Here is a 25,663-nt window from a genome sequence, read left to right as displayed (position 1 = left end):
TTTTTATTGGATTCAACAGATTACGCCTTACCAGACTTTATAAACGCGCCCGGTTTGCGCACCTTCCACACTGCGACGATAGGCTTTTGCCACACGCGCTGCCGGTGCCGCCTCAAAGCCGGGGAAGAACGGGCCGTAAGCTTTCAGTGACTCTTCCACCACGGTCGGGCTGACCACGTTGATGCGAATCCCCCGGGGCAGTTCAATCGCCGCGCCACGGACAAAACCTTCCACTGCCGCGTTCACTGTGGTGGCGTTTGCTCCCTGACGGATAGGTTCATCCGCAATAATGCCGCTGGTCAGCGTGATCGACCCGCCGTCGTTCAGGAATGACTGACCGATCAGCGCAATGCGTACCTGCCCCAGTAATTTGTCCTGTAATCCGCTGTTGAACTGTTCTGCCGTCATTTCAGTCAGCGGGCCAAAGTGCAGGCTGCCGGTGGTGGCGATAATCGCATCGACATTTCCCGTGTTGCGGAAAAGCGTTTTCACGCTGTTTTCGTCAGTGATATCGACCTGAAAATCGCCCCGGTTTTTGCCTGCGGTGATGATTTCATGGTCTGCGCCAAACTCCCGAATCACCGCCTGACCTAATGTGCCTGTACCGCCAATCACTAAAATTTTCATCACAGATCCCTCAACGTTGGTTTGTCAGATCATCTTTCACCAAACTGAGGGTTAGATATAGACTCATATTCTTCGTTCTGTTCTAACTCAGGGTTTGTAATGTGGATAAGCTGCGGAATATCGAAGTCTTTGTCAGCGTAGTCGAAACCGGAAATTTCAGTGCTGCGGCAGAAAAACTGGGGATCTCGGCGGTGATGGTCGGTAAACACATTCAGCAACTGGAAAAGCATCTGAATGCTCGCCTGTTGCAGCGCACCACCCGCAGGCAAAGCCTGACCGATGCCGGCGAAGTGCTTTATGAAAACGGCAAACGGGTGCTGGATCAGATGAAATTCACCGAAAGCGCAATGGAAAGCCTGCAAAGCGTGCCGACCGGGCTGCTGCGGGTCAGCGCGCCGGTATCGCTGGGTTCCAGCGTCGTGGCACCGATGCTGGCCCGTTACCTGCAAAAACATCCTGAAGTGAACGTGGAACTGATACTGAGTAACGCCCGGGTCGATTTGATCGGCGAAGGTTTTGACGCGGCGATCCGTATCGGTGAGATCGGCGATGACCGGCTGGTCGCAAAGCCGCTGAAGCCTTATGAAATGGTGATCTGTGCGTCTCCGTCCTATTTGCAACAGTTTGGCACGCCCGTTTCACCGGACGATCTGAAAACGCACCCGTGTCTGGTGCATACCGTCTGGAATCAGAGCGAAGGCTGGCAACTGGCGAATGCAGAACGCACCACGTCGGCGTGGCCGGTGAACAGCCGGTATGTCTCCAACGACGGCCATGCGTTGCGTGCCGCCGCACTGGAAGGCGCCGGTTTGTTATTGCAGCCCAAAGTATTGCTGGCACAAGACATCGCCAGCGGGAAGCTGATCCCGGTGCTTGAACCTTTTATTCCTCAACCACGGGCCGTGCATCTGGTGTATCTGCCTGATTTCAGGCCGCGCGCCAAGCTCAACAGCCTGATTAACTTCATGACTGAACACGCCTTTTACTGAGTTATGCCGCAAAATGAAAAGCGGTAAGTGATCGCTCACTTACCGTTCAATTAAATCAAATTTAGTCGGACATGATCAGAGTTTAAATCCGGCGACCACGGTTTCCAGCTGAACGGTCTGATCCTGCATCGCCTGCGCGGCAGCAGACACCTGTTCGACCAGCGCGGCATTCTGCTGGGTGGCGTTATCCAGCTGAGTGATCGCAACGTTGACCTGCTCGATACCCAGACTTTGCTCCTGGCTGGAAGACATGATCTCGTTCATCAGCGTCGCCACGTTATTTACGCCGCCCATGACTTCATCCATTGTCGTTCCCGCCGTCGCCACCAGCTCGCTGCCGGTGGAAATATCCGCGACGGAATCCTCAATCAGCTTTTTGATTTCCCGCGCGGAGGTAGCCGAACGCTGCGCCAGACTGCGCACTTCGGAGGCCACCACGGCGAAACCGCGCCCCTGCTCGCCTGCACGGGCCGCTTCAACCGCCGCATTCAGCGCCAGAATGTTGGTCTGGAAAGCGATGCCGTCGATCACACTGATAATATCGACAATCTTATGCGAAGAACGGGTGATAGAGCCCATGGTATCCACGACCTGTTTCACCACTTCCGAGCCTTTCTCGGCCACAGCCGAGGCATCGCGCGCCAGCTGATTGGCCCCCTCCGCATTGGCGGCGTTCTGTTTCACGGTGCTGGTCAGCTGTTCCATTGACGCCGCCGTTTCCACAATCGAACTGGCCTGTTCCTCGGTACGCGCCGAGAGATCCAGATTACCGCTGGCAATCTGGCGTGAAGCCGAGGTGATTGCCAGACTGCTGTCGCCGACCTGACGGAGAATGGATTGCAGGAATGACAGGAAACTGTTGAAGCTCTGGTTGATCTGATTGAACTCGGGACTGCGGCTTTCCGGCAGACGCTGGGTTAAATCCGCGCCGCCAGCTGAAAGCTGCGCGATGTTTTTGTTCAGTGCCGCCAGCTGACGCATGAAAATTTTGATTGCCGCAATCAGGACGATCAGCAGCAGCAAGACCATCGGGATCTGCACCAGCCCCAGACTCGCAAGGATGCTGTGACTGCGCGCCAGCAACTGGCTGGTGGGCATATCCGTGGCGATGAACCATGGCCCCTGAATGTTGCTCATAAACATCGTGTGCGACGTGCCGTCGTTATCGTAATCCGCCACCAGACTGGCCTGACCGTTGATCTGATCCAGACTTTTACGGATTTGTATGGCCAGCGGGGAGGTTTCGCCCAGTGAAGCCAGCTTCGGCAGTTTTTCATCACCGGAATGGCTGGTGCCGACGATGGTGCCGTCTTTCTCCACGATATAAATTTTCGCGTTAACCTTTTTCTCCATTTCCGTCACCAGCTGGTTAAAGAACCCCAGCGTGACATCGATGGTGGCGACGCCCCATTGTTTGTCGCCTTTATAAATCGGCATCGCACAGTTGGTGCGTGGCTGGGTGCTGGCGTCATCGAAATAGGCCGGAGCCCAGACACACTGGCCCTTTTCCCCTTTTGACGCCGCCATATACCAGGACTGATCGAAATAGTTTGGCGATTCAGCGCTGTTCCAGAACGTATTGACCGTCAGCTGATTGTTATTATTACGGGCAAAGAAGGTACTGAATTTAATTTTGGCCGGATCACGCTGGTTGGGCAGCGGCCAGATCCCCCCACCGAACACCGCCGCATCCCCGTACTGATCGACCAGCGCCGGAAGCAAACGATCGATACTGTCGCTGTCCATTTGTGCGACAGTCTGGGTGATGGTACGGACCTGAGACTCGACTTTATTCAGACGGTCATTAATCGCGACCGCCACATCATCCACCTGATTGGCAACCAGATTGCTTTCTGTCTGTTTCAGTTGGGGGGCGATATACACCTGGATCACGATAAGCGTAACGATGACCAGCACAATAAAAAACAAGCTGATCAATGCGATAAAGCGGGATTGCGTTGTTTTTAACATTTTAGGGTACTCACAGGCAAAGCAGCGAGATCGCTGCTTAACTAGTAACGGCATATTCTGACGTTTCTTTATGTTGCTATAGTAGATATATCTGGTGTGCAGATCATATGAGTGAAAAACCAGAACATCATGCCGATGAGATTTTTTCTCAACAAGGGATTAAGACTGTGATTACTTTCACTTTATGGTTATGAAAAACTTTCTGAAAAGTGAAAAAAGTGTGCTGTGATGCGGGTTTTAAGCGGTTTTTAATGATTTCTCTTAATGTTATTCTTTCTGACAACAGAGAGAATATGTACGAACCATTAATCATGGAGTGAACAATGGCGTGCCATTTTGCAAGATGGGCTTTGACGGATGCCGAACCGGATACCCACCGGTTGCCCGGAGATATCGTCATTTCCGCGAGACACCTTTCCGAAAAACAGCGACGACGTTTTCTCAACGGCCGTGTCCTGCTGGCAGAAATGATTTTCTACCTGTACGGCATTGCCGAGCTGCCGAACGTGATCACTTTACCCAGTGGTCGCCCGAGTTTTGAATCGCCCGATCTGCCTGATTTCAGCCTTGCGTATGCGGGAAGCACCGTTGGGGTATTGATCAGCAGTGAAGGGAAAGTCGGTCTGGATCTCGAAATCATTCATGCCCGCAGTGCGCTGATCAATCCGCAACAACAGTTACAGCTTTCTGCGGTAGAAAAAACCTGGATTGCCATGCAATCCGATCCGGTGGAATCCTCGCTGCAACTGTGGTGTATCCGCCAGAGCATGCTGAAAATGTCCGGCCTGAACGATCCCGGCCCGCTGACGCTCAGCCTGAATCCGGCCTCAGGCCGTTTGCGATCCACCGTCACACCGGAGGCGCAGGTGATGAGCGACATTGAAGGGTCGATTACCTGGGCATGTGCGCAATCGCCGTCGATTATCCGTTTGCAGTGCTGGCGCTACGAACCCGAAAATGGCTTCACCCGCACGCAAACCCTGTCCACCGACCAGCAATCTGAATCGCCTCACTTCATGAAGTTCGTCAGCCTGCCGCCAGCCAAATAAATCACGAACATCTCATCCATAACAGGAGTTATTCATGTCAGCTCAACCACTGAAGTTTGTCACACTGTTAGGTAGTCTTCGTAAAGCGTCGTACAACGGGATGGTCGCCCGCACCTTGCCGAAAGTGGCACCGGAAGGCGTCAGCATTGACGCGCTGCCTTCCATCGGTACATTGCCCCTGTACGATGCGGATATTCAGCAGGAAGAGGGCTTTCCGGCCGATATCGAGGCTATCGCGGAGCAGATCCGTCAGGCAGACGGCGTGATTATCGTGACACCGGAATATAACTACTCCGTTCCGGGCGGCCTGAAAAATGCGATCGACTGGATTTCCCGCCTGCCTGATCAGCCTCTGGCCGGTAAACCGGTGTTGATCCAGACCAGTTCCATGGGGCCGGTCGGCGGCGCGCGCTGTCAGTACCATCTGCGTCAGATCCTGGTGTTCCTTGATGCGATGGTAATGAACAAACCTGAATTTATGGGCGGCGTGATCCAGAATAAAGTGGATGACCAAATCGGCGAAGTGATCGACCAGGGCACGCTCGATTTCCTGCGTGGGCAGCTGACCGCCTTTGCGGACTACACCCGCCGCGTCACCCCGTAATTCAGCCCGTCAGAAAAGCAAACAGCCCGCAAATGCGGGCTGTTTTTTTGGTATTTTGATGACCGGTTAGTGCCCGTCAACAAATGCGATTTTTAGCACAAACAACAGGGCAACCACCACCACGCACGGGCTGATTTCTTTCCAGCGGCCGGTACCCAGTTTCATCACCACGTAAGAAATGAAACCCAGCGCGATACCTTCGGTGATCGAGAAGCTGAACGGCATCATTACCGCAGTCACGAACGCCGGAACCGCTTCGGTCAGGTCATCCCAGGAAACTCGCGCCAGACTGGAAGTCATCAGCACGCCGACATAAATCAGCGCACCGGCCGCCGCGTATTCCGGCACCATCCCCGCCAGCGGGGAAATGAAGATCACCAGCAGGAACAGCAAACCGGTTACTACCGCCGTCAGGCCGGTACGACCGCCCACGGAAACGCCGGAGGTGCTTTCAATGTACGCGCCCACCGATGAAGTGCCGATAAATGCCCCCGCTACGGAAGACACGCTGTCAACGTACAGCGCCTGTTTCATCTGCGGGAACTTGCCCTGGGCATCAGCCAGACCGGCTTTATCGGTCACACCAATCAGCGTGCCGGAGGAGTCAAACAGGTTCACCAGCATGAAGGAGAAAATAACGCCCGCCAGACCGATGTTCAGCGCGCCTTTCAAATCCACCTGACCGACAACCGTGGTGATGCTCGGCGGCATCGACCAGAAACCGGTGTAATGCACGTCACCAATCATCAGGCCAATCACAGTGGTGACAATAATCGACACCAGCACAGAGGCGTGGAAGTTACGCGACGCCAGAACGGCAATAATGAAGAAGCCGAGCACGCCCAGCAGCACATTGTGCGAGGTCAGGTTACCGATAGTGACGATGGTGTCAGGGTTCGGGACAATAATGCCGGCGTTTTTCAGCCCCATCATGCCGATAAACAGCCCGATACCGGCGGTGATGCCCACACGCAGGCTGACCGGAATATTGGCAATCATCCAGTAGCGGATACGGAAAATGGTCAGCAGCAGCAAACCCACGGCACCCCAAAATATCGCGCCCATCCCGATCTGCCATGAAACACCCATCGCGCCCACGACCACAAACGCAAAGAACGCATTCAGGCCCATCGCCGGTGCCAGAGCGACCGGCAGGTTGGCGATCACGCCCATCAGAATGCTGCCGAACGCGGCAATCAGACAGGTAGTCACAAAGACGGCCTGTTTATCCATGCCTGCGACACCCAGAATCTGCGGGTTCACGAAGACGATGTAGACCATGGTCAGGAAGGTGGTTAAACCGGCGATAGTTTCTGTGCGGACGGTGGTGCCATGCTGCGTCAGTTTAAACAGACGTTCGGCCAGACCTTTACCCGCAGTCGCATTGCTCTGTGGTGTGCTCATTGGTGAGTTCCAAAATGGGGGAAAAACAATCGGGGGGTATCCTAAGGATTTTAGCCGGAAAGCGCCAGCACTGGATGTATGGGATTAAATCTATCGTTCGGGTACAGTGCCATAACGCACACCAATAGATGAACCACTCACACGGAGGAAGTATGTCACAGGTAAAATGTGTCTTTTTTGATTGCGACGGTACGCTGGTGGACAGTGAATTGTTGTGTTGCGAAGCCTATGTCGAGATGTTTGCCCATTTTGGTGTGACGGTCTCTTTCGATGAAATGTACAAAAAATACAAAGGCGTAAAGCTGTACGAAATTATCGCCATCATCAATAAAGAGCAGGGGATCGACGTGCCGAAAGAAGACATGGAAGGGGTGTTCCGCCAGCACGTCGCACGGTTGTTTGACAGCAAACTTGAGCCGATTGACGGCGCACGCGAATTACTGGAACAAATCACCGTGCCGATGTGCGTGGTCTCTAACGGCCCGGTCACCAAAATGCAGCATTCCCTCGGACTGACCGGGTTGCTGCCCTTTATGGGCGATAAGTTATTCAGTGGCTACGATTTGCAGCGCTGGAAGCCCGATCCCGCCGTGTTGTATAAAGCCGCCGAGGTCATGAACGTGCCGGTGGAAAACTGCATTCTGGTGGAAGATTCCGTGGCGGGCGCACAGGCCGGGATCACCGCAGGCATCCCGGTCTTTTACTATTGCGCCGATCCGCACAATCCCCCGCTGGATCACCCGCTGGTCACGACGTTCCACGACCTGCGTGAACTGCCGGGGATCTGGCGGGAGATGGGGTATCAGATCACGGGTTAAGGGTTTTTTCGTACGCCTGCATCCGCTTTTCCAGTTCCGTCAGGGAGCGCAGGCCATCCGCCAGCGGCAGGGTTTTATCGTTGAAGATTTCCAGTGACCACGGGCCGGTGAATCCTTTACGGTTCAGCGTGCTGACGAAATCCACCAGCGGTAAATCGCCCTGCCCCGGATAACAGCGGTAGCTGCGGCTCCACTGCTGCACATTCATGTCTTTAAACGGCGCATCAGCCAGTTGCAGGAAGCTGATTTTCTCCAGAGGCACCTCATCCAGCCGGTCGAGGTTATCGCCCACCGCCAGAATATGAAAGCTGTCGAGCACGATACCCAGCGCCGGGCTGTTGACCTCCCTTACGCGATCCCACGCCTGCCGGTAACGGTTGATGTGTTTCCCCCACGCCAGCGCTTCAAAACCGATGCGGATGTCATAGGGCTGCGCCATGTCGGCCAGCGCCGCGAGATCGGCAATCTGCACATCCCGCTCCGGCGAACTGTCGGGATCGGTGTTACTGCACACCAGCAAATGGTCGCAACCCAGTTCACTCATCAGATCAAACTGGCGACGGGCGCGGGCCAGTTTCTCAACCCGCCGCGGAGGGGGCACCCCTTCGACATCCCGGAAAGGTTGCAGCAGAAAAATACGTAAGCCGAGGGAATCGGCCAGATTACGGATAGCCGTCGGTTTGACCGGACTTTTAAGCAAATCATCTTCGAATATTTCCACGCCATCAAATCCCGCAGCGGCTATCGCTGTGAGTTTTTCGGGCAAGGTTCCTGGTACTGAAACTGTCGCAATCGAACGTAACCGGGTGGTGTCAGGCAAAATAGCGTCCTTTTCGTCAGGTTTCGATACTAACAGTAGTGGACTCTGGCAGAGCGTTCGTCAAGTGTTGTAGGCTTACGGATATGCACAGATTGTAACTGAGCGAATCAATGGTTACTCTCTGTGGCGTGAATGAGGTTAATGATGAGGATAAGACGCTGAGCAGCCAAAGTTCCCCGGCGCCGGGACGTAAAAATGATCCGATAGGGCTCAAACAACGCATTTTCGACAGCGCGCTGGCTGAATTCGCTGAATCCGGCCTGATGGGCGCGCGCATGGAAAACATCGCCTCCAATGCCAGCACCACGAAACGTATGGTGGTCTATCACTATAAGACCAAAGAAGCCCTGTACATGCTGGTTCTGGAGCACGTTTATCGCGGTATTCGTCAGCACGAGCTGGAGCTGGACTTGTCTTCATTCCCGCCCGCCGAAGCGATCGTCAAACTGGTGGAAGCCAGTTTTGATTTTCACGTCTCGCATCCGGAATTTATCCGGATTGTCTCGACGGAAAACATGCTGCGCGGCCGCTTTATCCGTCAGTCCACCAGCATCCGTGAAATTAACAAAACGGCCTTAACGCTGCTGGAAGACATTCTCGCGCGCGGTAAGCAAAGCCATCTGTTTAAGGATGACGCGCAGGCGCGTGACGTGCACCGGCTGATCAGCAGTCTGTGTGTGCATCAGGTCGCCAACCAGTATACGTTTGGCGCATTGTTTGAAAATCCGGATGAAGTGGATTTACAGGTCGCACATTACCGCCAGTTGGCGGTACAGGTCGCACTGCGCTATGTCATGAAGTAAGGGTGTTGACCGGACGCTGTTATAGAGCGGATAGCAAAAAGGCCTCGTAAGAGGCCTTTTTTGTCGCTGAATATCAAAGATTTTTTATTCTTTATCCGCGTCGCCTTTGCCGTCGGTCAGCAATTTGTCCAGCGCATCGCCGCCCACATGACGGAAATCCTGGCCTTTGACGAAGTAGAAAATGAATTCGCAAATATTCTGGCAACGGTCGCCGATACGCTCGATAGAACGCGCGCAGAACAACGCGGTCAGCACGCTGGGAATGGTGCGCGGATCTTCCATCATGTAGGTCATCAGCTGGCGCACAATGCCTTCATATTCCTGATCCACTTTCTTGTCTTCACGGTAAATACGTACCGCTTCGTCAAGATCCATACGCGCAAAGGCATCCAGCACATCATGCAGCATCTGCACGGTGTGGCGGCCAAGCGACTCCAGACTCACCAGCAAAGGCTGGTGCAGGTGCGAGAATTTTTCCAGCGCCGTACGGCAGATTTTATCCGCCACGTCGCCGATACGTTCCAGCTCAGAAATGGTTTTGATGATCGCCATGACTAAACGCAGGTCGCTGGCGGTCGGCTGGCGCTTGGCAATAATGCGCACGCAGGCTTCGTCGATCGCCACTTCCATCATGTTCACTTTGTCATCGCCCTGAATGACCTGCTGTGCCAGTTCCGCATCCTGATTGTGCATGGCGGTGATGGCATCTGTCAGTTGCTGCTCAACCAGGCCACCCATCGCCAGAACCTGCGTACGGATATGCTCCAGCTCGGCATTGAACTGGCCGGATATATGTTTGTTTAAGTTCAGGTTGTCCATTGTTCTTACCTCAACCGTAGCGGCCAGTAATGTAATCTTCAGTCTGTTTGCGCGCTGGTGACGTGAACAGCGAGTCAGTGTCGCTGTATTCGATCAGTTCGCCCAGATACATAAACGCAGTGCGATCTGAACAACGCGCAGCCTGCTGCATGTTGTGAGTCACGATCACCACGGTGTAATCAGATTTTAGCTCGGTGATCAGCTCTTCGATACGGCCGGTAGAGATCGGATCCAGCGCGGAGCACGGTTCATCGAGCAGCAGAACGTCAGGGCGGATCGCAATACCCCGTGCGATACACAGACGCTGTTGCTGACCGCCGGACAGGCTGTAACCGCTCTGGTGCAGCTTGTCTTTGGATTCATTCCACAACGCGGCTTTGGTCAGCGCCCATTGCACACGCTCATCCATATCGGTGCGGGAAAGTTTTTCAAACAGACGGACACCGAAAGCGATGTTGTCGTAAATCGACATCGGGAATGGCGTCGGTTTCTGGAAGACCATGCCGACTTTGGCGCGCAGCAGCGCGATATCCTGTTTATCGACCAGAATGTTTTCGCCATCGAGCAGGATCTCGCCTTCCGCGTGCTGTTCCGGATACAGCTGGTACATTTTGTTAAACGTACGCAGCAGCGTGGATTTGCCACAACCAGACGGGCCGATGAATGCCGTGACTTCGTTCTTAGCGATATCCAGGGAAATATTTTTCAGCGCGTGGAATTTGCCGTAATAAAAGTTCAGATCGCGAACCTGAATTTTGCTGTTGGATGCGTCAGTCATTCTCAGACATCTCTCTTATTCGCGCGCCGCGTGGCGACGCCGGGTAAACAGTGACGGCAGGCGATATCGTCTGCCATCAATAATGAATCAACTTATTGCTTTTTCGGGGCGAAAATCACACGCGCCAGAATATTGAGCAACAGTACGCACACCGTAATCAGCAGCACGCCCGCCCAGGCCAGTTGTTGCCATTCGCCAAACGGGCTCATCGCAAACTTAAAGATAGTGACCGGCAGGTTGGCAATCGGCTGCATCATGTCTGTGCTCCAGAACTGGTTGGAGAGCGACGTAAACAGCAGCGGTGCGGTTTCACCGGCAATACGGGCAATGGCCAGCAGGATGCCGGTGATGATGCCGGAAACCGAGGCTTTCAGGGTGATGGCCGAAATCATTTTCCATTTTGGCGTCCCCAGCGCATAAGCCGCTTCACGCAGGCTGTCCGGCACCAGTTTCAGCATGTTTTCCGTGGTACGGATAACAATCGGGATCTGTAACAACGCCAGCGCCAGCACGCCCGCCCAGCCAGAGAAGTGCCCCATTTTTGCCACCATAATGGTGTACACAAACAGGCCAACAACGATGGAAGGTGCGGAAAGCAGAATGTCGTTAATGAAACGAATGAATTCCGCCAGCCAGGACTTACGGCCATATTCGGCGAGATAAATCCCCGCCATGACGCCCAGTGGCGTACCAATCACCGTGGCCCACAAAATCAGTAGTCCGCTGCCCGCAATGGCGTTCGCCAGACCGCCGCCTGCGGTATTCGGTGGCGGCGTATTTTGCGTGAACAGCGCCAGCGACATGCCATCAACGCCTTTAACAACGGTGGTAAACAGGATCCACACCAGCCAGAACAGGCCAAACGCCATGGTCATCATGGAGACCATCAGCGCCAGGCGGTTTTTCTGACGACGCCATGCCTGACGTTTACGACGTGATTCCAGTAATGCTGCGTTACTTTGCATTTCGAGTGTCGTCATCTTAACGGCCCTCTTTCTTAGCCAGACGCAGGATCATGACTTTTGACAGCGCCAGAACAATAAAGGTGATGACGAACAGGATCAGGCCCAGTTCCATCAGTGCGGCGGTGTGCAGACCGGCTTCCGCTTCGGCGAATTCGTTGGCCAGCGCCGAAGTGATACTGTTGCCCGGCGCGTACAGTGAGACGCTGTCGAGCTGGTAGGTGTTACCAATGATAAAGGTCACCGCCATGGTTTCGCCCAGCGCGCGGCCAAGGCCAAGCATAACGCCGCCAATCACGCCGTTTTTGGTGAACGGCAGCACGATGCGCCAGATCACTTCCCACGTGGTGCAGCCAATACCGTAAGCGGATTCTTTCATCATCACCGGCGTTTGCTCGAACACGTCGCGCATGACGGAGGCAATGTACGGGATGATCATGATGGCAAGAATGACGCCTGCTGCCAGAATGCCGATACCAAACCCCGGCCCGGCGAACAGTGCGCCGACAATCGGGATACCGGAAAGGACGTCGCCCACCGGTGTCTGGAAGTACTGCGCAAACAGCGGGGCGAAAACGAACAGGCCCCACATGCCGTAAACAATACTGGGGATGGCCGCCAGCAGTTCAATCGCGATACCAAGCGGGCGTTTCATCCAGTTCGGCGCCAGCTCGGTGAGGAATAATGCGATACCAAAGCTGACCGGAACCGCAATCAGCAGGGCAATCACGGAGGTCACGACCGTGCCGTAAATCGGCACCAGCGCACCGAATTGCTCGTTCGGCGCATCCCAGGTTTTCGTCCACAGGAAAGACAGTCCGAACTTTTCAATGCTGGGTAACGACGCGATAAACAGCGAGACGATAATACCGCCCAGCATAAATAGCACAATCAGCGCAGCCAGTTTGACCAGCGCGCCGAAGAGGATGTCACCGTTTTTGCTGGGTGCCTTAATAGCCGGCTTGTATTCAGCCATACCACTCTCTTTTAATTCAGATTTAATTCCCTCCCCGGCCGGAGAGGGAATGAAGCAGAAGACTTGTACTCTATATCAGACCCGAGGCCAGATCCTAGTAAAGTGCTTTACCGCTGCTGTCTTTGATATTGGTTTTCCAGGCTGCGCGGATCTGCTCAACAACAGAATCAGGCAGTGCGGCGTAATCCAAATCGGTGGTCAGTTTGTTGCCGTTTTTGTAAGCCCAGTCGAAGAACTTCAGCACTTCAGTGCCTTTCTCTGCATTTTGCTGGTCTTTGTAAATCAGGATAAAGGTGGTGGAACTGATTGGCCACGCGTTATCACCTTTCTGATTGGTCAGGTCCTGAGCGAAGGTTTTGCTCCAGTCAGCGCCTTTGGCGGCTGCACTGAAGGACTCTTCTGTCGGGCTGATCGCTTTACCATCGGCATCCACCAGTTTGGTGTAAGCCAGGTTGTTTTGCTTGGCGTAAGCATATTCTACGTAACCGATTGAACCCGGCAGACGCTGTACGAAAGCGGCCACGCCGTCGTTACCTTTGCCGCCCAGACCGGTAGGCCAGTTAACCGTAGAACCTGAACCGATTTTGTCTTTCCACTCGCTGTTCACTTTCGCCAGATAGCTGGTGAACACGAAGGAAGTACCAGAACCATCCGCACGGCGAACCACCGCGATATTGGTGTCTGGCAGTGTCACGCCCGGGTTCAGCTTAGTGATCGCCGCGTCGTTCCACTTTTTAATTTTGCCGAGGTAGATGTCACCCAGCGTCGCGCCATCCAGCGTCAGCTGACCAGATTTGATGCCCGGGATGTTCACCGCCAGTACCACGCCACCGATCACGGTAGGGAACTGGAACAGGCCATTTTTGTCGAGATCTTCTTGTTTCATCGGTGCATCAGATGCGCCGAAATCCACCGTTTTGGCGATGATTTGTTTCACGCCGCCGGAAGAACCGATGCCCTGATAGTTAACCTGAGTACCGGTGGCTTTCTGATAAGCGTCTGCCCATTTCGCGTAGACAGGGGCAGGGAAAGTACCGCCAGCGCCAGTCAGGTTAGTGGCAGCGAAAGCAGACATTGCTGTGAGGGAGAAAGTCGCTGCTACAAGACCGGCGACGGTGTTACGCATCAATTTCATGTTCCACTCCTGGTGGTTTTAAACTTCCCGACTGATGTCGACGTTAATTAAAGTGTTTGGCACAGGAGGAAAATAGGACAGTTTAGTGACAGTAAAATGTACGTTATATGACAGTTTTATGACACTGGTCACAATTCGAACGTTACGGGCAAAAAGCGGGGATTTTAGGAGGGAAATGCCGGTTTTGACACCGGCTGAAGACAAAAAACGGTCAGATTATCGCCCTTTCTTCTTCCGTCCCGGCTGTGCAAAACGCTTACGGGACGCAGCGTTAGCGTCTGGCTTTTCCGTATTTTTCGGTTTTGTGACAGCGGGTTTTGCAGCAGTGGGTTTCTTAGCCTGAGCAGTTTTTGCCTGCGCTTTTTTCGCCGGTTTATCTTCAGACGACGAATTTTCAATCAGTTTAAATAACTCAATCAGTTCATCATCGGTCAGGTCGCGCCATTCGCCCAGCGGCAATCCTTTCAGATTGATGTTCATGATACGCACGCGCTCAAGCTTAGTGACTTCGTAACCGAAATGCTTGGTCATACGGCGGATCTGGCGGTTAAGCCCCTGCACCAGCGTAATACGAAACACCATCGGTGCTTCTTTCTTCACTTTGCATTTTTTGGTCACGGTTCCGAGCATCGGCACGCCCGCGCCCATACCGGCAATAAACTCATCAGTGATCGGTTTGTTGACGGTCACGACGTATTCTTTTTCGTGGTCGTTACCGGCGCGCAGGATTTTGTTGACCAGATCACCGTGGTTGGTCAGTAAAATCAGTCCCTGCGAATCTTTGTCCAGACGGCCAATCGGGAAGACACGTTTGCTGTGGTTAACGAAATCGCGGATGTTGTCCCGTTCACCTTCTTCCATCGTCGTGATAATACCGACCGGCTTGTTCAGCGCGATAAGCACCAGATCTTCTTCATCACGCGGCTCGATAAGCTGACCGTTAACTTTCACCACATCGCCGGCAAATACCTGAGCACCTACCGCGGCACGCCTGCCGTTGATAAAAACATTTCCCTGTTCGATGTAACGATCGGCATCGCGGCGCGAGCAGATACCGCTCTCGCTAATGTATTTGTTAAGACGAATGGAGGAGTTGTTCAGCATTCAGCAAAGCACCTTCGTAAAAAACGCGAACTATACCTTATCCGGCGCGGGTTACGAAGTCCGTGACACAGAATCGTGACCGCGGCTGACAAAGAAAAAAGCCGGTAATGAAAAAAAAGCGCCCCGGGAGGCGCTTAGACATTACATGACTGAAACCGGTCGGTTTTATTCGACGGTCACAGATTTCGCCAGGTTACGCGGCTGATCCACGTCAGTCCCTTTAATCAGGGCAACATAGTAAGACAGCAGCTGTAACGGCACGGTGTAGAAAATCGGTGCGACGATCTCTTCAACGTGTGGCAACTGGATAATCTTCATGCCTTCGCTGTCGGTGAAACCGGCGTCCTGATCGGCAAAGACGTACAACAACCCGCCACGGGCGCGCACTTCTTCGATATTCGATTTCAGTTTTTCCAGCAGCTCATTGTTCGGCGCAACGACGATCACCGGCATATCTGCATCGATCAGCGCCAGCGGGCCATGTTTCAGCTCGCCCGCCGCATAGGCTTCCGCATGAATGTACGAAATCTCTTTCAGCTTCAGCGCACCTTCCATCGCGATCGGGTACTGATCGCCACGGCCAAGGAACAGGGCGTGATGCTTGTCAGAGAAACCTTCTGCCAGCGTTTCGATGGTTTTATCCAGCGACAACATTTGTTCAATACGCGCAGGTAACGCCTGAAGCGCGTGAACGATGTCGTGCTCGACCTGAGGATCCATACCTTTCAGGCGGCCCATACGCGCCACCAGCATCAGCAGAACGGTCAGCTGCGTGGTGAACGCTTTGGTTGAGGCCACACCGATTTCGGTACCGGCTTTGGTCATCAGCGCCAGATCGGATTCACGCACCAGAGAAGAACCGGCCACGTTACACACTGCCAGAGAACCGAGATAACCCAGTTCTTTCGACAGACGCAACGCTGCCAGCGTATCAGCCGTTTCGCCAGACTGAGACAGCGTGATGATCAGGCTGCCCGGACGCACGGCGGATTTGCGATAGCGGAATTCTGAGGCGATTTCGACGTCACACGGCATCCCCGCCAGCGACTCGAACCAGTAACGCGCCACCATACCGGAGTTGTATGAGGTGCCACAGGCGATAATCTGCACGTGCTGAACACGGGAGAGAATTTCGTCAGCTTTTTCACCCAGCTCGCTCAGGTTGACTTCGCCGTGACTGAAACGCCCTTCCAGAGTGTTTTTGATCGCCAGCGGTTGTTCGTAAATCTCTTTTTGCATGTAGTGGCGGTAAACGCCTTTATCACCGGCGTCGTACTGCACTTTGGATTCGATTTCCACACGCTCAACGGCATGACCATTTTTGTCATATACGCTGACGGAACGACGTTTCACTTCGGCCACATCGCCTTCTTCCAGGAACAGGAAGCGACGGGTCACCGGCAGCAGCGCCAGCTGATCGGAAGCAATGAAGTTTTCTCCGACGCCACGGCCAATCACCAGCGGGCTGCCGGAACGGGCGGCGACCAGAACGGACGGATCACGCCGGTCCATCACTACGGTGCCGTAGGCGCCACGCAGTTGCGGGATCACCCGCTGAACCACTTCCAGCAGCGTGCCGCCCTGAAGTTGTTCCCAATGCACCAGATGCGCGATCACTTCGGTATCCGTTTCGGAATCAAAACGGTAGCCGCGTTCAATCAGTAATTCACGCAGAGGTTCGTGGTTTTCGATAATGCCGTTATGCACCACGGCAATGTAATCAGATACATGCGGATGAGCGTTCGCTTCAGAAGGTTCGCCGTGTGTTGCCCAGCGGGTGTGAGCAATCCCGGTGCCGCCATGCAAAGGATGTTGATCCAGTGCATCAGCCAGCATCTGGACTTTACCCAGACGACGCAAGCGCCCCATTTTCCCGTCAGCATCGATGACAGCCAGACCGGCAGAGTCATACCCGCGGTATTCGAGACGGCGTAAACCTTCTAACAGAATTTCAGCAATATCGCGTTGCGCTACTGCGCCTACAATTCCACACATCAGTTTTATTCCTATTGACGGTCTTTCGGGACCTTTTTTGATGCCTGACCTGATTTATCCGCAAGCCCCGTTTTCCGGTGTACTTGCGGTTCCCCGAGCCTTGTAGAGAGTTGGGGATTATTATGAACAGCTTATTTTTTCTTTACCGGTTTCTGCCAGTCAGGTTTATGCACCTGCGGCACCCGGCTTAACAGTAAACCATTGTCCGGCACGTCGCGCGTGACCGTAGTACCGGCAGCGATCGTCACGTTATTACCCACGGTGACAGGCGCAACCAGTTGTGAATCTGAACCGACAAAGACATCGTGACCGATGATGGTTTTATGCTTGTTCACACCATCATAGTTGCAGGTGATGGTGCCTGCGCCGATGTTCACGTTATCCCCGATCTCAGCATCGCCGAGGTAGGAAAGATGGCCGGCTTTGGAGCCTTTGCCCAGACGCGCTTTTTTGATTTCAACAAAATTGCCGACATGTGCGCCTTCCGCCAGTTCCGCGCCGGGACGCAGACGGGCGAAAGGACCGACAGTGCAGCCGCTTTCCAGCACGGCATCTTCGAAAACGCTGTACGGGCTGACTTCACAGTCATCGCCAATCACGCAGTTTTTCAGAACACAGCCGGTGCCGATTTTGACGCGATCACCCAGTTTGACGTGACCTTCGATAATGACATTCGTGTCGATCAGCACATCGATACCGTGGGCCAGTTCACCACGCAAATCAAACCGGGCAGGATCCATCAGCATGACGCCTTCGAGTAACAGGCGCTCTGCCTGCTCACTCTGGTATACGCGCTCAAGACGGGACAGTTGCAGACGGTTATTCACGCCATCCACTTCACTGTTACGCGCCGGATGAACCGTGGCGATGACATGCCCTTCGGCATGCGCCATCGCAATGATATCGGTGATGTAATATTCACCCTGCGCATTGTTGTTATTCAGCTGGCTCAGCCACCGTTTGAATGACGCGCCATTGGCCACCAGAATTCCGGTGTTAATTTCGCGAATTTTCAGCTGTTCTTCGCTGGCGTCTTTCTGCTCAATGATGCCGGTAACAATACCGTTCTCGCGGACAATACGGCCATAACCGGTGGGATCATCGAGTACGACAGTCAGCAAACCAATGCCACCTTCCGGTTTGGCTTGCAGTAAATTATTCAGCGTATCGACGGAAATCAGCGGAACATCGCCGTACAGCATCAGCACATCTTCGTCATCGGCAAAGTAAGGTGCCGCCTGCTGCATCGCATGACCGGTACCCAGTTGCTCCGCCTGCAATACCCAGTTCAGATCACTGCCTGCCAGATTTTTCTTCAGCAAATCACCACCGTGACCATAGACCAGATGCACGTTGCGGGCGCCCACCTGCGTGGCCGCATCAATGACGTGCTGAACCATTGGCTTGCCCGCCAGGGGATGAAGAACTTTAGGAAGGTTGGAGTACATGCGTGTTCCCTTGCCCGCGGCAAGGATCACCACACTCAGTGTGCTGTTCGACATAGGTAACCTGACAAATCCAATTTGAGTGACAAAAGTAACCCGTTCGCTGCACGGATTACTACATATTTCGCTTCTAAAACCACCGGCAAGCCGCAGCCTGCAAGGGTTGAACAAGGTATAGACTACACCAAAAAATCTGAGGGTAAAGTGTCCGGTAATCACCCAAGTATTCCATTAAAAACAGAAATTAGCCTTGGGAAAAACACTGAAAAACGGCTTTTTTAAAAGCAAAAAAAAAGCGACCCGAAGGTCGCTTTTTAAACTGATGTCGTTACATCGCTTTTCTGGTCAGTTCGATAACGCGAAGTTTCGCGATCGCCTTAGCCAGTTCCGCTGACGCCTGAGCGTAATCAACGTCGCCGTGAGAACCACTAATGTGTTCTTCCGCTTTGCGCTTAGCTTCAAGCGCGCGCGCTTCGTCGAGGTCTTGCCCACGGATTGCAGTATCAGCCAACACGGTCGTTGCATTCGGTTGCACCTCAAGGATGCCACCGGAAAGATAGATATACTCTTCTTCACCGTGTTCTTTAACAATGCGCACCATGCCAGGCTTGATGGCGGTGAGCAGCGGAGCATGCCCCGGGAAAATACCCAGTTCGCCTTCGCTACCCGTCACCTGGATCTTTTGTACCATGCCTTCAAACATACGTTTTTCGGCACTGACAACATCCAGATGGTAAGCTTTTTCAGCCATGTCATCCTCTCTCACAACAAGCTAGCGTTACAGTTTCTTGGCTTTTTCCACTGCTTCATCAATGGTGCCAACCATGTAGAACGCTTGTTCCGGCAGGTGATCGTAGTCGCCGTCCATAATGCCTTTGAAACCACGAATGGTATCTTTCAGCGATACGAACTTGCCCGGAGAACCGGTGAAGACTTCGGCCACGAAGAATGGCTGGGAAAGGAAACGTTCGATCTTACGCGCACGGGATACAGCCAGCTTGTCATCTTCTGACAGCTCATCCATACCGAGGATCGCGATGATATCTTTCAGTTCCTTGTAACGTTGCAGAATAGACTGCACGCCACGAGCCACATCATAGTGTTCCTGACCAACAACCAGTGGATCCAGCTGACGGCTGGTAGAATCCAGTGGGTCAACCGCCGGGTAGATACCCAGTGACGCGATCTGACGGCTCAGTACCACGGTCGCATCTAAGTGAGCGAAGGTGGTGGCTGGGGATGGGTCAGTCAAGTCATCCGCAGGGACATAAACGGCCTGTACGGAGGTGATAGAACCACTTTTGGTTGAGGTGATACGTTCTTGCAGAGCGCCCATCTCTTCCGCCAGCGTTGGCTGATAACCTACCGCCGATGGCATACGGCCCAGAAGTGCGGACACTTCGGTACCGGCCAGGGTATAACGGTAAATGTTGTCAACGAACAGCAGTACGTCACGACCTTCATCACGGAATTTCTCCGCCATGGTCAGGCCGGTCAGTGCAACGCGCAGACGGTTACCTGGTGGCTCATTCATCTGGCCATACACCAGGGAAACTTTGTCGATAACGTTGGATTCGGTCATTTCGTGGTAGAAGTCGTTACCCTCACGAGTACGCTCACCCACGCCTGCAAACACAGAATAACCGGAGTGCTCGATCGCGATATTACGGATCAGCTCCATCATGTTTACAGTTTTACCAACACCCGCACCACCGAACAGACCGACTTTACCGCCCTTAGCGAACGGACACATCAGGTCCATAACTTTGATGCCGGTTTCCAGCAGTTCCTGGGAGTTTGCCAGCTCTTCATAAGAAGGCGCAGCACGGTGAATCGCACGACGTTCTTCTTCGCCGATTGCACCTTTCATGTCGATTGGTTCACCCAATACGTTCATGATACGGCCCAGTGTTGCAACACCCACCGGTACTTCGATTGGGTGTTCCAGGTTGTTCACTTTCAGACCGCGACGCAGGCCGTCTGAGGTACCCATTGCGATACAACGAACAACGCCGCCGCCTAACTGTTGCTGTACTTCCAGCACCAGTTTGGAGGTACCGTTTTCTACCTCAAGAGCATTGTACACGTTCGGTACTGCATCCTGAGGGAACTCGACGTCCACCACGGCGCCGATTACCTGGATAATCTTTCCAGTAGCCATCTTGAATCCTCTACGTAATTCGTAAACCTAGCTTAAACCGCGGAGGCTCCCCCGACGATCTCGGTGAGTTCCTGAGTGATGCTGGCCTGACGAGCTTTGTTGTATACCAACTGCAGCTCTTTGATCAGGCTGCCGCCGTTATCGGTTGCGGCTTTCATCGCTACCATTCGCGCGGCCTGTTCGCTGGCCAGGTTTTCTACGACGCCCTGATAAACCTGAGATTCCACATAGCGACGCAGGAGGGTATCCAGCAGTGCTTTAGGGTCCGGCTCATACAGGTAATCCCAGGATTTTTTCGCCAGTTCGCCGTCTTCTGCCGGTGGCAGAGGCAACAACTGAACGATGCGTGGTTCCTGAGACATGGTATTGACGAATTTATTGCTAACAACGCATAACTTGTCTAAACGACCTTCGTCGAAAGCCTGCAACATCACTTTCACCGGTCCGATCAGTTCTGACAGAGAAGGGTTATCCCCCATGCCAGTCACCTGAGCAACAACGTTGCCCCCAACGGAGCCGAAGAAAGAGGCTGCTTTGGAACCGATCAGGGCGAGATCAACTTCAACACCTTTTTCGGACCAGCCTTTCATCTCTGACAGCAGTTTTTTGAACAGGTTAATGTTCAGACCACCACAAAGACCACGGTCGGTAGACACCACCAGATACCCGACGCGCTTAATTTCGCGCTCATCCAGGTACGGGTGCTTGTATTCCAGATTCCCAAGCGCAAGGTGACCAATCACTTCACGGATGGTTTCTGCATAAGGACGGCTGGCCGCCATGCGATCCTGCGTTTTACGCATTTTGGAGGCGGCGACCATTTCCATCGCTTTAGTGATCTTTTGCGTGTTTTGCACGCTGCTGATCTTACTACGTATCTCTTTTCCGCCGGCCATCTCTGCTTCTCCTCATGACCAAACGGCCTGCTGCTTATCTGCCAGAGGCAGGGCAGCAAGGCCGCCAGGTATTACCAGGACTGGGTTGCTTTGAAGGTATCGAGGATATTTTTGAATTTACCCTCGATCTCATCGTTATACGCACCAGTTTGGTTGATTTGCTGCAGAAGCTCGCCGTGCTCACGGTCGGCGTAAGCCAACAGTGCCGCTTCGAAGCTACCGACTTTAGACAACTCAACGTCTTCCAGATAACCACGTTCTGCTGCGAAGATGATCAGAGACTGCGCAACGATTGACATCGGAGCGTATTGTTTCTGTTTCAGCAGCTCAGTCACTTTCTGACCGTGGTTCAGCTGTTTACGGGTTGCCTCATCCAGATCAGAAGCGAACTGCGAGAACGCAGCCAGCTCACGATACTGTGCCAGAGCGGTACGAATACCACCGGACAGTTTCTTCATGATCTTAGTCTGAGCAGCACCACCAACACGGGATACCGAAATACCCGGGTTAACCGCAGGACGAATACCGGCGTTGAACAGGTTGGATTCCAGGAAGATCTGACCATCGGTAATCGAGATTACGTTGGTCGGAACGAACGCGGAAACGTCACCCGCTTGCGTTTCGATGATCGGAAGCGCAGTCAGGGAACCGGTTTTGCCTTTCACTTCACCCTTGGTGAATGCTTCAACATACTCGGCGTTAACACGCGCAGCACGTTCCAGCAGACGGGAGTGGAGATAGAAAACGTCGCCTGGGTAAGCTTCACGACCTGGTGGACGACGAAGCAGCAGGGAAATCTGACGGTAAGCAACAGCCTGTTTAGACAGGTCATCATAAACGATCAGTGCGTCTTCGCCGCGGTCACGGAAGTATTCACCCATTGCGCAACCGGAGTACGGTGCCAGGTATTGCAGTGCAGCAGATTCTGATGCAGTTGCAACAACAACGATGGTGTTTGCCAGTGCGCCGTGCTCTTCCAGTTTACGAACCACGTTAGAAATGGTGGACGCTTTCTGGCCGATAGCCACATAGATACATTTGATGCCGGAATCGCGCTGGTTGATGATCGCATCGATCGCCAGAGCTGTTTTACCGGTTTGACGGTCGCCGATGACCAGTTCACGCTGACCACGACCGATTGGGATCATGGCATCAACGGACTTATAACCTGTCTGCACAGGTTCATCGACGGACTGACGTTCGATAACGCCAGGTGCGATTGCTTCAACAGCTGAGAAGCCGTCGTGCTCTACCGGACCTTTACCGTCAATTGGCGCACCCAGGGTGTTAACAACGCGGCCCAGCAGGCCACGGCCAACTGGAACTTCCAGGATACGGCCAGTACATTTTACTTTCATACCTTCGGCGAGGTCAGCGTAAGGGCCCATGACAACGGCACCTACGGAGTCGCGCTCCAGGTTCAGGGCGATAGCGTAGCGGTTACCCGGCAGCGCAATCATTTCGCCTTGCATGACATCGGCTAAGCCGTGCACGCGGATGATCCCGTCACTGACGGAAACGATAGTACCTTCATTGTGAGCTTCGCTCACCACATTGAACTGAGCAATGCGCTGCTTGATCAGTTCGCTGATTTCGGTGGAATTCAGTTGCATGCTCCAGTCCCCTTAAGACTGCAAGACGTCTGCCAGGCGTTCAAGACGACTGCGAACGCTGCCATCAATCACCATATCACCTGCACGGATTACGACACCGGCAAGAACAGACTTGTCAATTTTGCAATTCAGCTTAACTTTGCGAGACAGACGTTTTTCCATCGCAGCAGCAATTTTTGCCTGCTGTTCTTCCGAAAGCGGATTGGCTGAGGTTACTTCAACCTCAGCAACAGCCTCGAGAGAGGCGCGCAGTTCAATAAACTGCTCCAGCACTTCCGGAAGAACGCGTAAACGTCCATTTTCGGCCATTACCTTAATCAGGTTTTGGCCTGCGTCGTCGAGTTGTTCACCACATACGGCAATAAACGTGTTAGACAAAGTTTCTGGCGCGCTAGCACCGGAAAGCAGTTCTTCAATTTGTTCATTGCGCGTGACTTCAGCCGTGAACGCTAACATGGACTGCCAGCGGTCTAAGCTTTGGTGCTCAACGGCAAAGTCAAAAGCTGCTTTGGCGTAGGGGCGAGCTACAGTTACAAATTCAGACATCAGCCCCTCCCTCCTTACAGTTCAGCGACCAGTTTATCAACGATGTCGCTGTTAGCAGCTTCATCCACGGAACGTTCGATGATCTTCTCGGCGCCAGCAATGGCCAAAATCCCGACTTGCTTACGCAACTCTTCACGGGCGCGTTGGCGTTCGGCGTCGATCTCTGCCTTGGCTTGCGTCACGATCTTGTTACGTTCCTGCTCGGCTTCAGCTTTTGCTTCGTCGACGATTTGAGCTTTACGCTTGTTCGCCTGATCGATGATTACCTGAGCTTCAGCTTTGGCTTTCTTCAGTTGGTCGGTCGCATCGGCTTGCGCTAAGTCCAGCTCTTTTTTGGCACGTTCTGCGGAAGATAAACCTTCAGAAATTTCTTTCTGACGTTTTTCGATGGCAGCCATAATTGGCGGCCATACGTACTTCATGCAGAACCAGACAAACAGGACGAACGCGATAGCCTGGCCGAGGATTGTTGCGTTAAGATTCACAGCACAATGCCTCTTTCAAAGTGAATTATTTGATGTAGTTCGATTAACGCTGAGCGAACTCAGTGTTAGGCGACAGCAAACATCACGTACAGACCCAGACCAACCGCAATCATTGGGATTGCATCGACCAGACCCATAACGATAAAGAACTGTGTACGCAACAGAGGGATCAGGTCAGGCTGACGTGCAGCACCTTCCAAGAATTTACCACCCAAGATGCCGATACCGATCGCAGCACCGATTGCCGCCAGGCCCATCATCACAGCGGCAGCCATGTACAGCAGATCCATACTCAGGTTTTCCATGACAGTCTCCAGTTTGTTTCAGTTAAAACGCAGTAGTGTTGAAAGAAAATCAGTGTTTTTCAGATGCCATCGAGAGATAGACGATCGTCAGAACCATGAAAATAAAGGCTTGTAGCGTAATGATCAGGATGTGGAAAATGGCCCAAGGCACATTCAGAACCCACTGTGACCACCACGGCAACAGGCCAGCAATAAGGATGAAGATCAACTCACCCGCATACATATTGCCAAACAGTCGCAGACCCAGTGAAACTGGTTTAGACAGCAGGCTGACACCTTCAAGAATCAGGTTAATCGGAATGAAAACCGGATGATTGAATGGCTGCATTGTCAGTTCTTTAATGAAACCGCCAAAGCCTTTCATCTTAATGCTATAGAAAAGAATCAGAATGAATACGCCAAGTGCCATGGACAACGTGATGTTCACGTCAGCCGTAGGAACCACACGCAACGCTGGCAGACCAAAGATGTGCTCGCCAATGAATGGCAGCAAATCGATTGGCAGCAAATCCATCAGGTTCATCATAAACACCCAGACGAAGACGGTCAGCGCGAGAGGTGCAATCACTTTGCTTTTGCCGTGATACATGTCACGCACGCTGCTGTCGACGAAACCAACGACCAGTTCAACTGCAGTTTGCAGTTTACCCGGTACACCGCTGGTGGCGTTTTTGGCTACGCGATGGAAAATAACCAGAAAGAGTACTCCGAGGAACACGGAGAAAAACATCGAATCGATGTTAATCGACCAGAATCCCGTCCCGATCTGAAGCTGAGTCAGATGGTGACCGATATACTCTTGTGGAGTAGAGATTTCTCCTGATGCAGACATGATGCCTCTTACCCTTTAGTAGTTAAGTACGGTAACTGTTAATGACGGCCGGTGCCAAAATCTGAGTCATCAACACCGATAAATAGGCCAACCCCAACGGAGCAAAAGCCGCCTTAAACAGGCCAAGTGCGATAACCATTAAGATCACCGTAACCAGCACCTTCAGCGCTTCCCCGATTGCAAAGGACCAGGCAACCCGTCCAGAGACCGTTGTTTGCGCCTGATGGCGCCATGCAAACAGCATGAACAGTACATTTGGCACCCAGGCGGCCAACCCACCCATAAGAGCCGATGTGGTCCATTCCAGGCTTTTGAAGCCAAATACTGCACTGAGCAGAACAAAGGTCAATAACTGCAGTATCAACAGCTTTCTGGCAACCTTCACACTATGTGTACTGTGTAAAATACCGGATACAGACATGACGTTTGTTCTCTCCGTATCGAGTACCTAGCTGGAGGTATACTGAATGCCGTATATCACTGCCTTTACTGTTTTGAGTCAAGCAGCAAAAACCGAGCAAATTAT

25 protein-coding genes and 1 pseudogene are annotated in these 25,663 nt (G+C 53.1%); 5 read left to right on the top strand and 21 right to left on the bottom strand.

The features are described 5' to 3' along the window. Positions 1-27: 27 nt before the first annotated feature. Positions 28-627: a short chain dehydrogenase gene (locus EYY67_RS13945; RefSeq protein WP_131693745.1), complete on the bottom strand. Its 600-nt coding sequence runs from the start codon at positions 625-627 to the stop codon at positions 28-30. Between the two features lie 101 nt (positions 628-728). On the opposite strand from EYY67_RS13945, the gene EYY67_RS13940 reads away from it, so the two are divergent. Beyond that, complete coding sequence (locus EYY67_RS13940; RefSeq protein ID WP_131693744.1) at positions 729-1,616, top strand: LysR family transcriptional regulator; 888 nt, start codon at positions 729-731, stop codon at positions 1,614-1,616. 75 nt (positions 1,617-1,691) lie between these two features. Here the strand turns inward: EYY67_RS13940 and EYY67_RS13935 are convergent, their stop codons facing one another. Next, positions 1,692-3,587: a methyl-accepting chemotaxis protein gene (locus EYY67_RS13935; RefSeq protein WP_131693743.1), complete on the bottom strand. Its 1,896-nt coding sequence runs from the start codon at positions 3,585-3,587 to the stop codon at positions 1,692-1,694. A gap of 323 nt (positions 3,588-3,910) precedes the next feature. On the opposite strand from EYY67_RS13935, the gene EYY67_RS13930 reads away from it, so the two are divergent. Then, positions 3,911-4,636 carry a 4'-phosphopantetheinyl transferase family protein gene (locus EYY67_RS13930; protein WP_095924035.1) on the top strand — a complete coding sequence of 242 codons (726 nt, stop codon included), beginning with the start codon at positions 3,911-3,913 and terminating at the stop codon, positions 4,634-4,636. Between the two features lie 34 nt (positions 4,637-4,670). Further along, a complete protein-coding gene (locus EYY67_RS13925; RefSeq protein WP_095924036.1) occupies positions 4,671-5,240 on the top strand; it encodes an NADPH-dependent FMN reductase in 570 nt (189 codons plus the stop codon). Between the two features lie 66 nt (positions 5,241-5,306). On the opposite strand, the gene EYY67_RS13920 is transcribed toward EYY67_RS13925, so the two are convergent. Beyond that, positions 5,307-6,644 carry an NCS2 family permease gene (locus tag EYY67_RS13920; protein WP_095924037.1) on the bottom strand — a complete coding sequence of 446 codons (1,338 nt, stop codon included), beginning with the start codon at positions 6,642-6,644 and terminating at the stop codon, positions 5,307-5,309. A 152-nt stretch (positions 6,645-6,796) separates the two neighbouring features. On the opposite strand from EYY67_RS13920, the gene yieH reads away from it, so the two are divergent. Further along, on the top strand, positions 6,797-7,462 hold the full coding sequence (gene yieH, locus EYY67_RS13915) for a 6-phosphogluconate phosphatase (protein WP_095924038.1): 666 nt from the start codon (positions 6,797-6,799) through the stop codon (positions 7,460-7,462). A 22-nt stretch (positions 7,463-7,484) separates the two neighbouring features. Here the strand turns inward: yieH and EYY67_RS13910 are convergent. Next, positions 7,485-8,282: pseudogene (locus EYY67_RS13910) on the bottom strand (sugar phosphate isomerase/epimerase family protein); the annotation flags it as partial. Between the two features lie 110 nt (positions 8,283-8,392). Between EYY67_RS13910 and EYY67_RS13905 the strand changes: the two are divergent. After that, a complete protein-coding gene (locus EYY67_RS13905; protein ID WP_095924040.1) occupies positions 8,393-9,085 on the top strand; it encodes a TetR/AcrR family transcriptional regulator in 693 nt (230 codons plus the stop codon). Between the two features lie 84 nt (positions 9,086-9,169). Here the strand turns inward: EYY67_RS13905 and phoU are convergent, their stop codons facing one another. The 17 genes from phoU to atpI form a co-directional block, all read right to left on the bottom strand. Beyond that, entirely contained in the window at positions 9,170-9,904 is a 735-nt protein-coding gene (phoU, locus tag EYY67_RS13900) for a phosphate signaling complex protein PhoU (RefSeq protein ID WP_095924041.1), read from the bottom strand. A 10-nt stretch (positions 9,905-9,914) separates the two neighbouring features. Further along, entirely contained in the window at positions 9,915-10,682 is a 768-nt protein-coding gene (gene pstB, locus EYY67_RS13895) for a phosphate ABC transporter ATP-binding protein PstB (protein WP_013577692.1), read from the bottom strand. 92 nt (positions 10,683-10,774) lie between these two features. Next, positions 10,775-11,662 carry a phosphate ABC transporter permease PstA gene (gene pstA, locus EYY67_RS13890; protein ID WP_119825590.1) on the bottom strand — a complete coding sequence of 296 codons (888 nt, stop codon included), beginning with the start codon at positions 11,660-11,662 and terminating at the stop codon, positions 10,775-10,777. 1 nt (position 11,663) lies between these two features. Continuing rightward, a complete protein-coding gene (gene pstC, locus EYY67_RS13885; RefSeq protein WP_095924043.1) occupies positions 11,664-12,620 on the bottom strand; it encodes a phosphate ABC transporter permease PstC in 957 nt (318 codons plus the stop codon). Between the two features lie 94 nt (positions 12,621-12,714). Continuing rightward, complete coding sequence (gene pstS, locus EYY67_RS13880; RefSeq protein WP_095924044.1) at positions 12,715-13,755, bottom strand: phosphate ABC transporter substrate-binding protein PstS; 1,041 nt, start codon at positions 13,753-13,755, stop codon at positions 12,715-12,717. 216 nt (positions 13,756-13,971) lie between these two features. Beyond that, on the bottom strand, positions 13,972-14,859 hold the full coding sequence (gene rluF / locus EYY67_RS13875) for a 23S rRNA pseudouridine(2604) synthase RluF (RefSeq protein ID WP_119825592.1): 888 nt from the start codon (positions 14,857-14,859) through the stop codon (positions 13,972-13,974). 165 nt (positions 14,860-15,024) lie between these two features. Continuing rightward, on the bottom strand, positions 15,025-16,854 hold the full coding sequence (gene glmS, locus EYY67_RS13870) for a glutamine--fructose-6-phosphate transaminase (isomerizing) (RefSeq protein WP_095924046.1): 1,830 nt from the start codon (positions 16,852-16,854) through the stop codon (positions 15,025-15,027). A gap of 131 nt (positions 16,855-16,985) precedes the next feature. Beyond that, positions 16,986-18,356 carry a bifunctional UDP-N-acetylglucosamine diphosphorylase/glucosamine-1-phosphate N-acetyltransferase GlmU gene (gene glmU, locus EYY67_RS13865; RefSeq protein WP_095924047.1) on the bottom strand — a complete coding sequence of 457 codons (1,371 nt, stop codon included), beginning with the start codon at positions 18,354-18,356 and terminating at the stop codon, positions 16,986-16,988. Positions 18,357-18,627: 271 nt separating this feature from the next. Then, positions 18,628-19,050 (bottom strand): F0F1 ATP synthase subunit epsilon, encoded by a 423-nt coding sequence (locus EYY67_RS13860; protein ID WP_095924048.1) that lies wholly within the window; start codon positions 19,048-19,050, stop codon positions 18,628-18,630. 27 nt (positions 19,051-19,077) lie between these two features. After that, the gene (gene atpD, locus EYY67_RS13855) at positions 19,078-20,460 is read right to left on the bottom strand and encodes a F0F1 ATP synthase subunit beta (RefSeq protein WP_095924049.1); all 1,383 of its coding nucleotides are present in this window, start codon (positions 20,458-20,460) and stop codon (positions 19,078-19,080) included. A 32-nt stretch (positions 20,461-20,492) separates the two neighbouring features. Further along, entirely contained in the window at positions 20,493-21,356 is an 864-nt protein-coding gene (atpG, locus tag EYY67_RS13850) for a F0F1 ATP synthase subunit gamma (protein ID WP_013577683.1), read from the bottom strand. Positions 21,357-21,427: 71 nt separating this feature from the next. After that, a complete protein-coding gene (gene atpA, locus EYY67_RS13845) occupies positions 21,428-22,969 on the bottom strand; it encodes a F0F1 ATP synthase subunit alpha (RefSeq protein ID WP_013577682.1) in 1,542 nt (513 codons plus the stop codon). 12 nt (positions 22,970-22,981) lie between these two features. Next, on the bottom strand, positions 22,982-23,515 hold the full coding sequence (atpH, locus tag EYY67_RS13840; RefSeq protein ID WP_095924050.1) for a F0F1 ATP synthase subunit delta: 534 nt from the start codon (positions 23,513-23,515) through the stop codon (positions 22,982-22,984). Positions 23,516-23,529: 14 nt separating this feature from the next. Then, positions 23,530-24,000, bottom strand: a complete 471-nt coding sequence (gene atpF / locus EYY67_RS13835; RefSeq protein ID WP_095924051.1) for a F0F1 ATP synthase subunit B — start codon at positions 23,998-24,000, stop codon at positions 23,530-23,532. A 65-nt stretch (positions 24,001-24,065) separates the two neighbouring features. Beyond that, complete coding sequence (gene atpE / locus EYY67_RS13830; protein ID WP_004093904.1) at positions 24,066-24,305, bottom strand: F0F1 ATP synthase subunit C; 240 nt, start codon at positions 24,303-24,305, stop codon at positions 24,066-24,068. Positions 24,306-24,354: 49 nt separating this feature from the next. Beyond that, a complete protein-coding gene (gene atpB, locus EYY67_RS13825) occupies positions 24,355-25,137 on the bottom strand; it encodes a F0F1 ATP synthase subunit A (RefSeq protein WP_095924052.1) in 783 nt (260 codons plus the stop codon). A 22-nt stretch (positions 25,138-25,159) separates the two neighbouring features. Then, on the bottom strand, positions 25,160-25,558 hold the full coding sequence (atpI, locus tag EYY67_RS13820) for a F0F1 ATP synthase subunit I (protein WP_095924053.1): 399 nt from the start codon (positions 25,556-25,558) through the stop codon (positions 25,160-25,162). Positions 25,559-25,663: the final 105 nt, after the last annotated feature.

The organism is Rahnella victoriana, from assembly GCF_004330295.1.
Classification (GTDB): Bacteria; Pseudomonadota; Gammaproteobacteria; order Enterobacterales; family Enterobacteriaceae; genus Rahnella; species Rahnella victoriana.
This window is presented reverse-complemented; position numbering and strand designations above follow the sequence as displayed.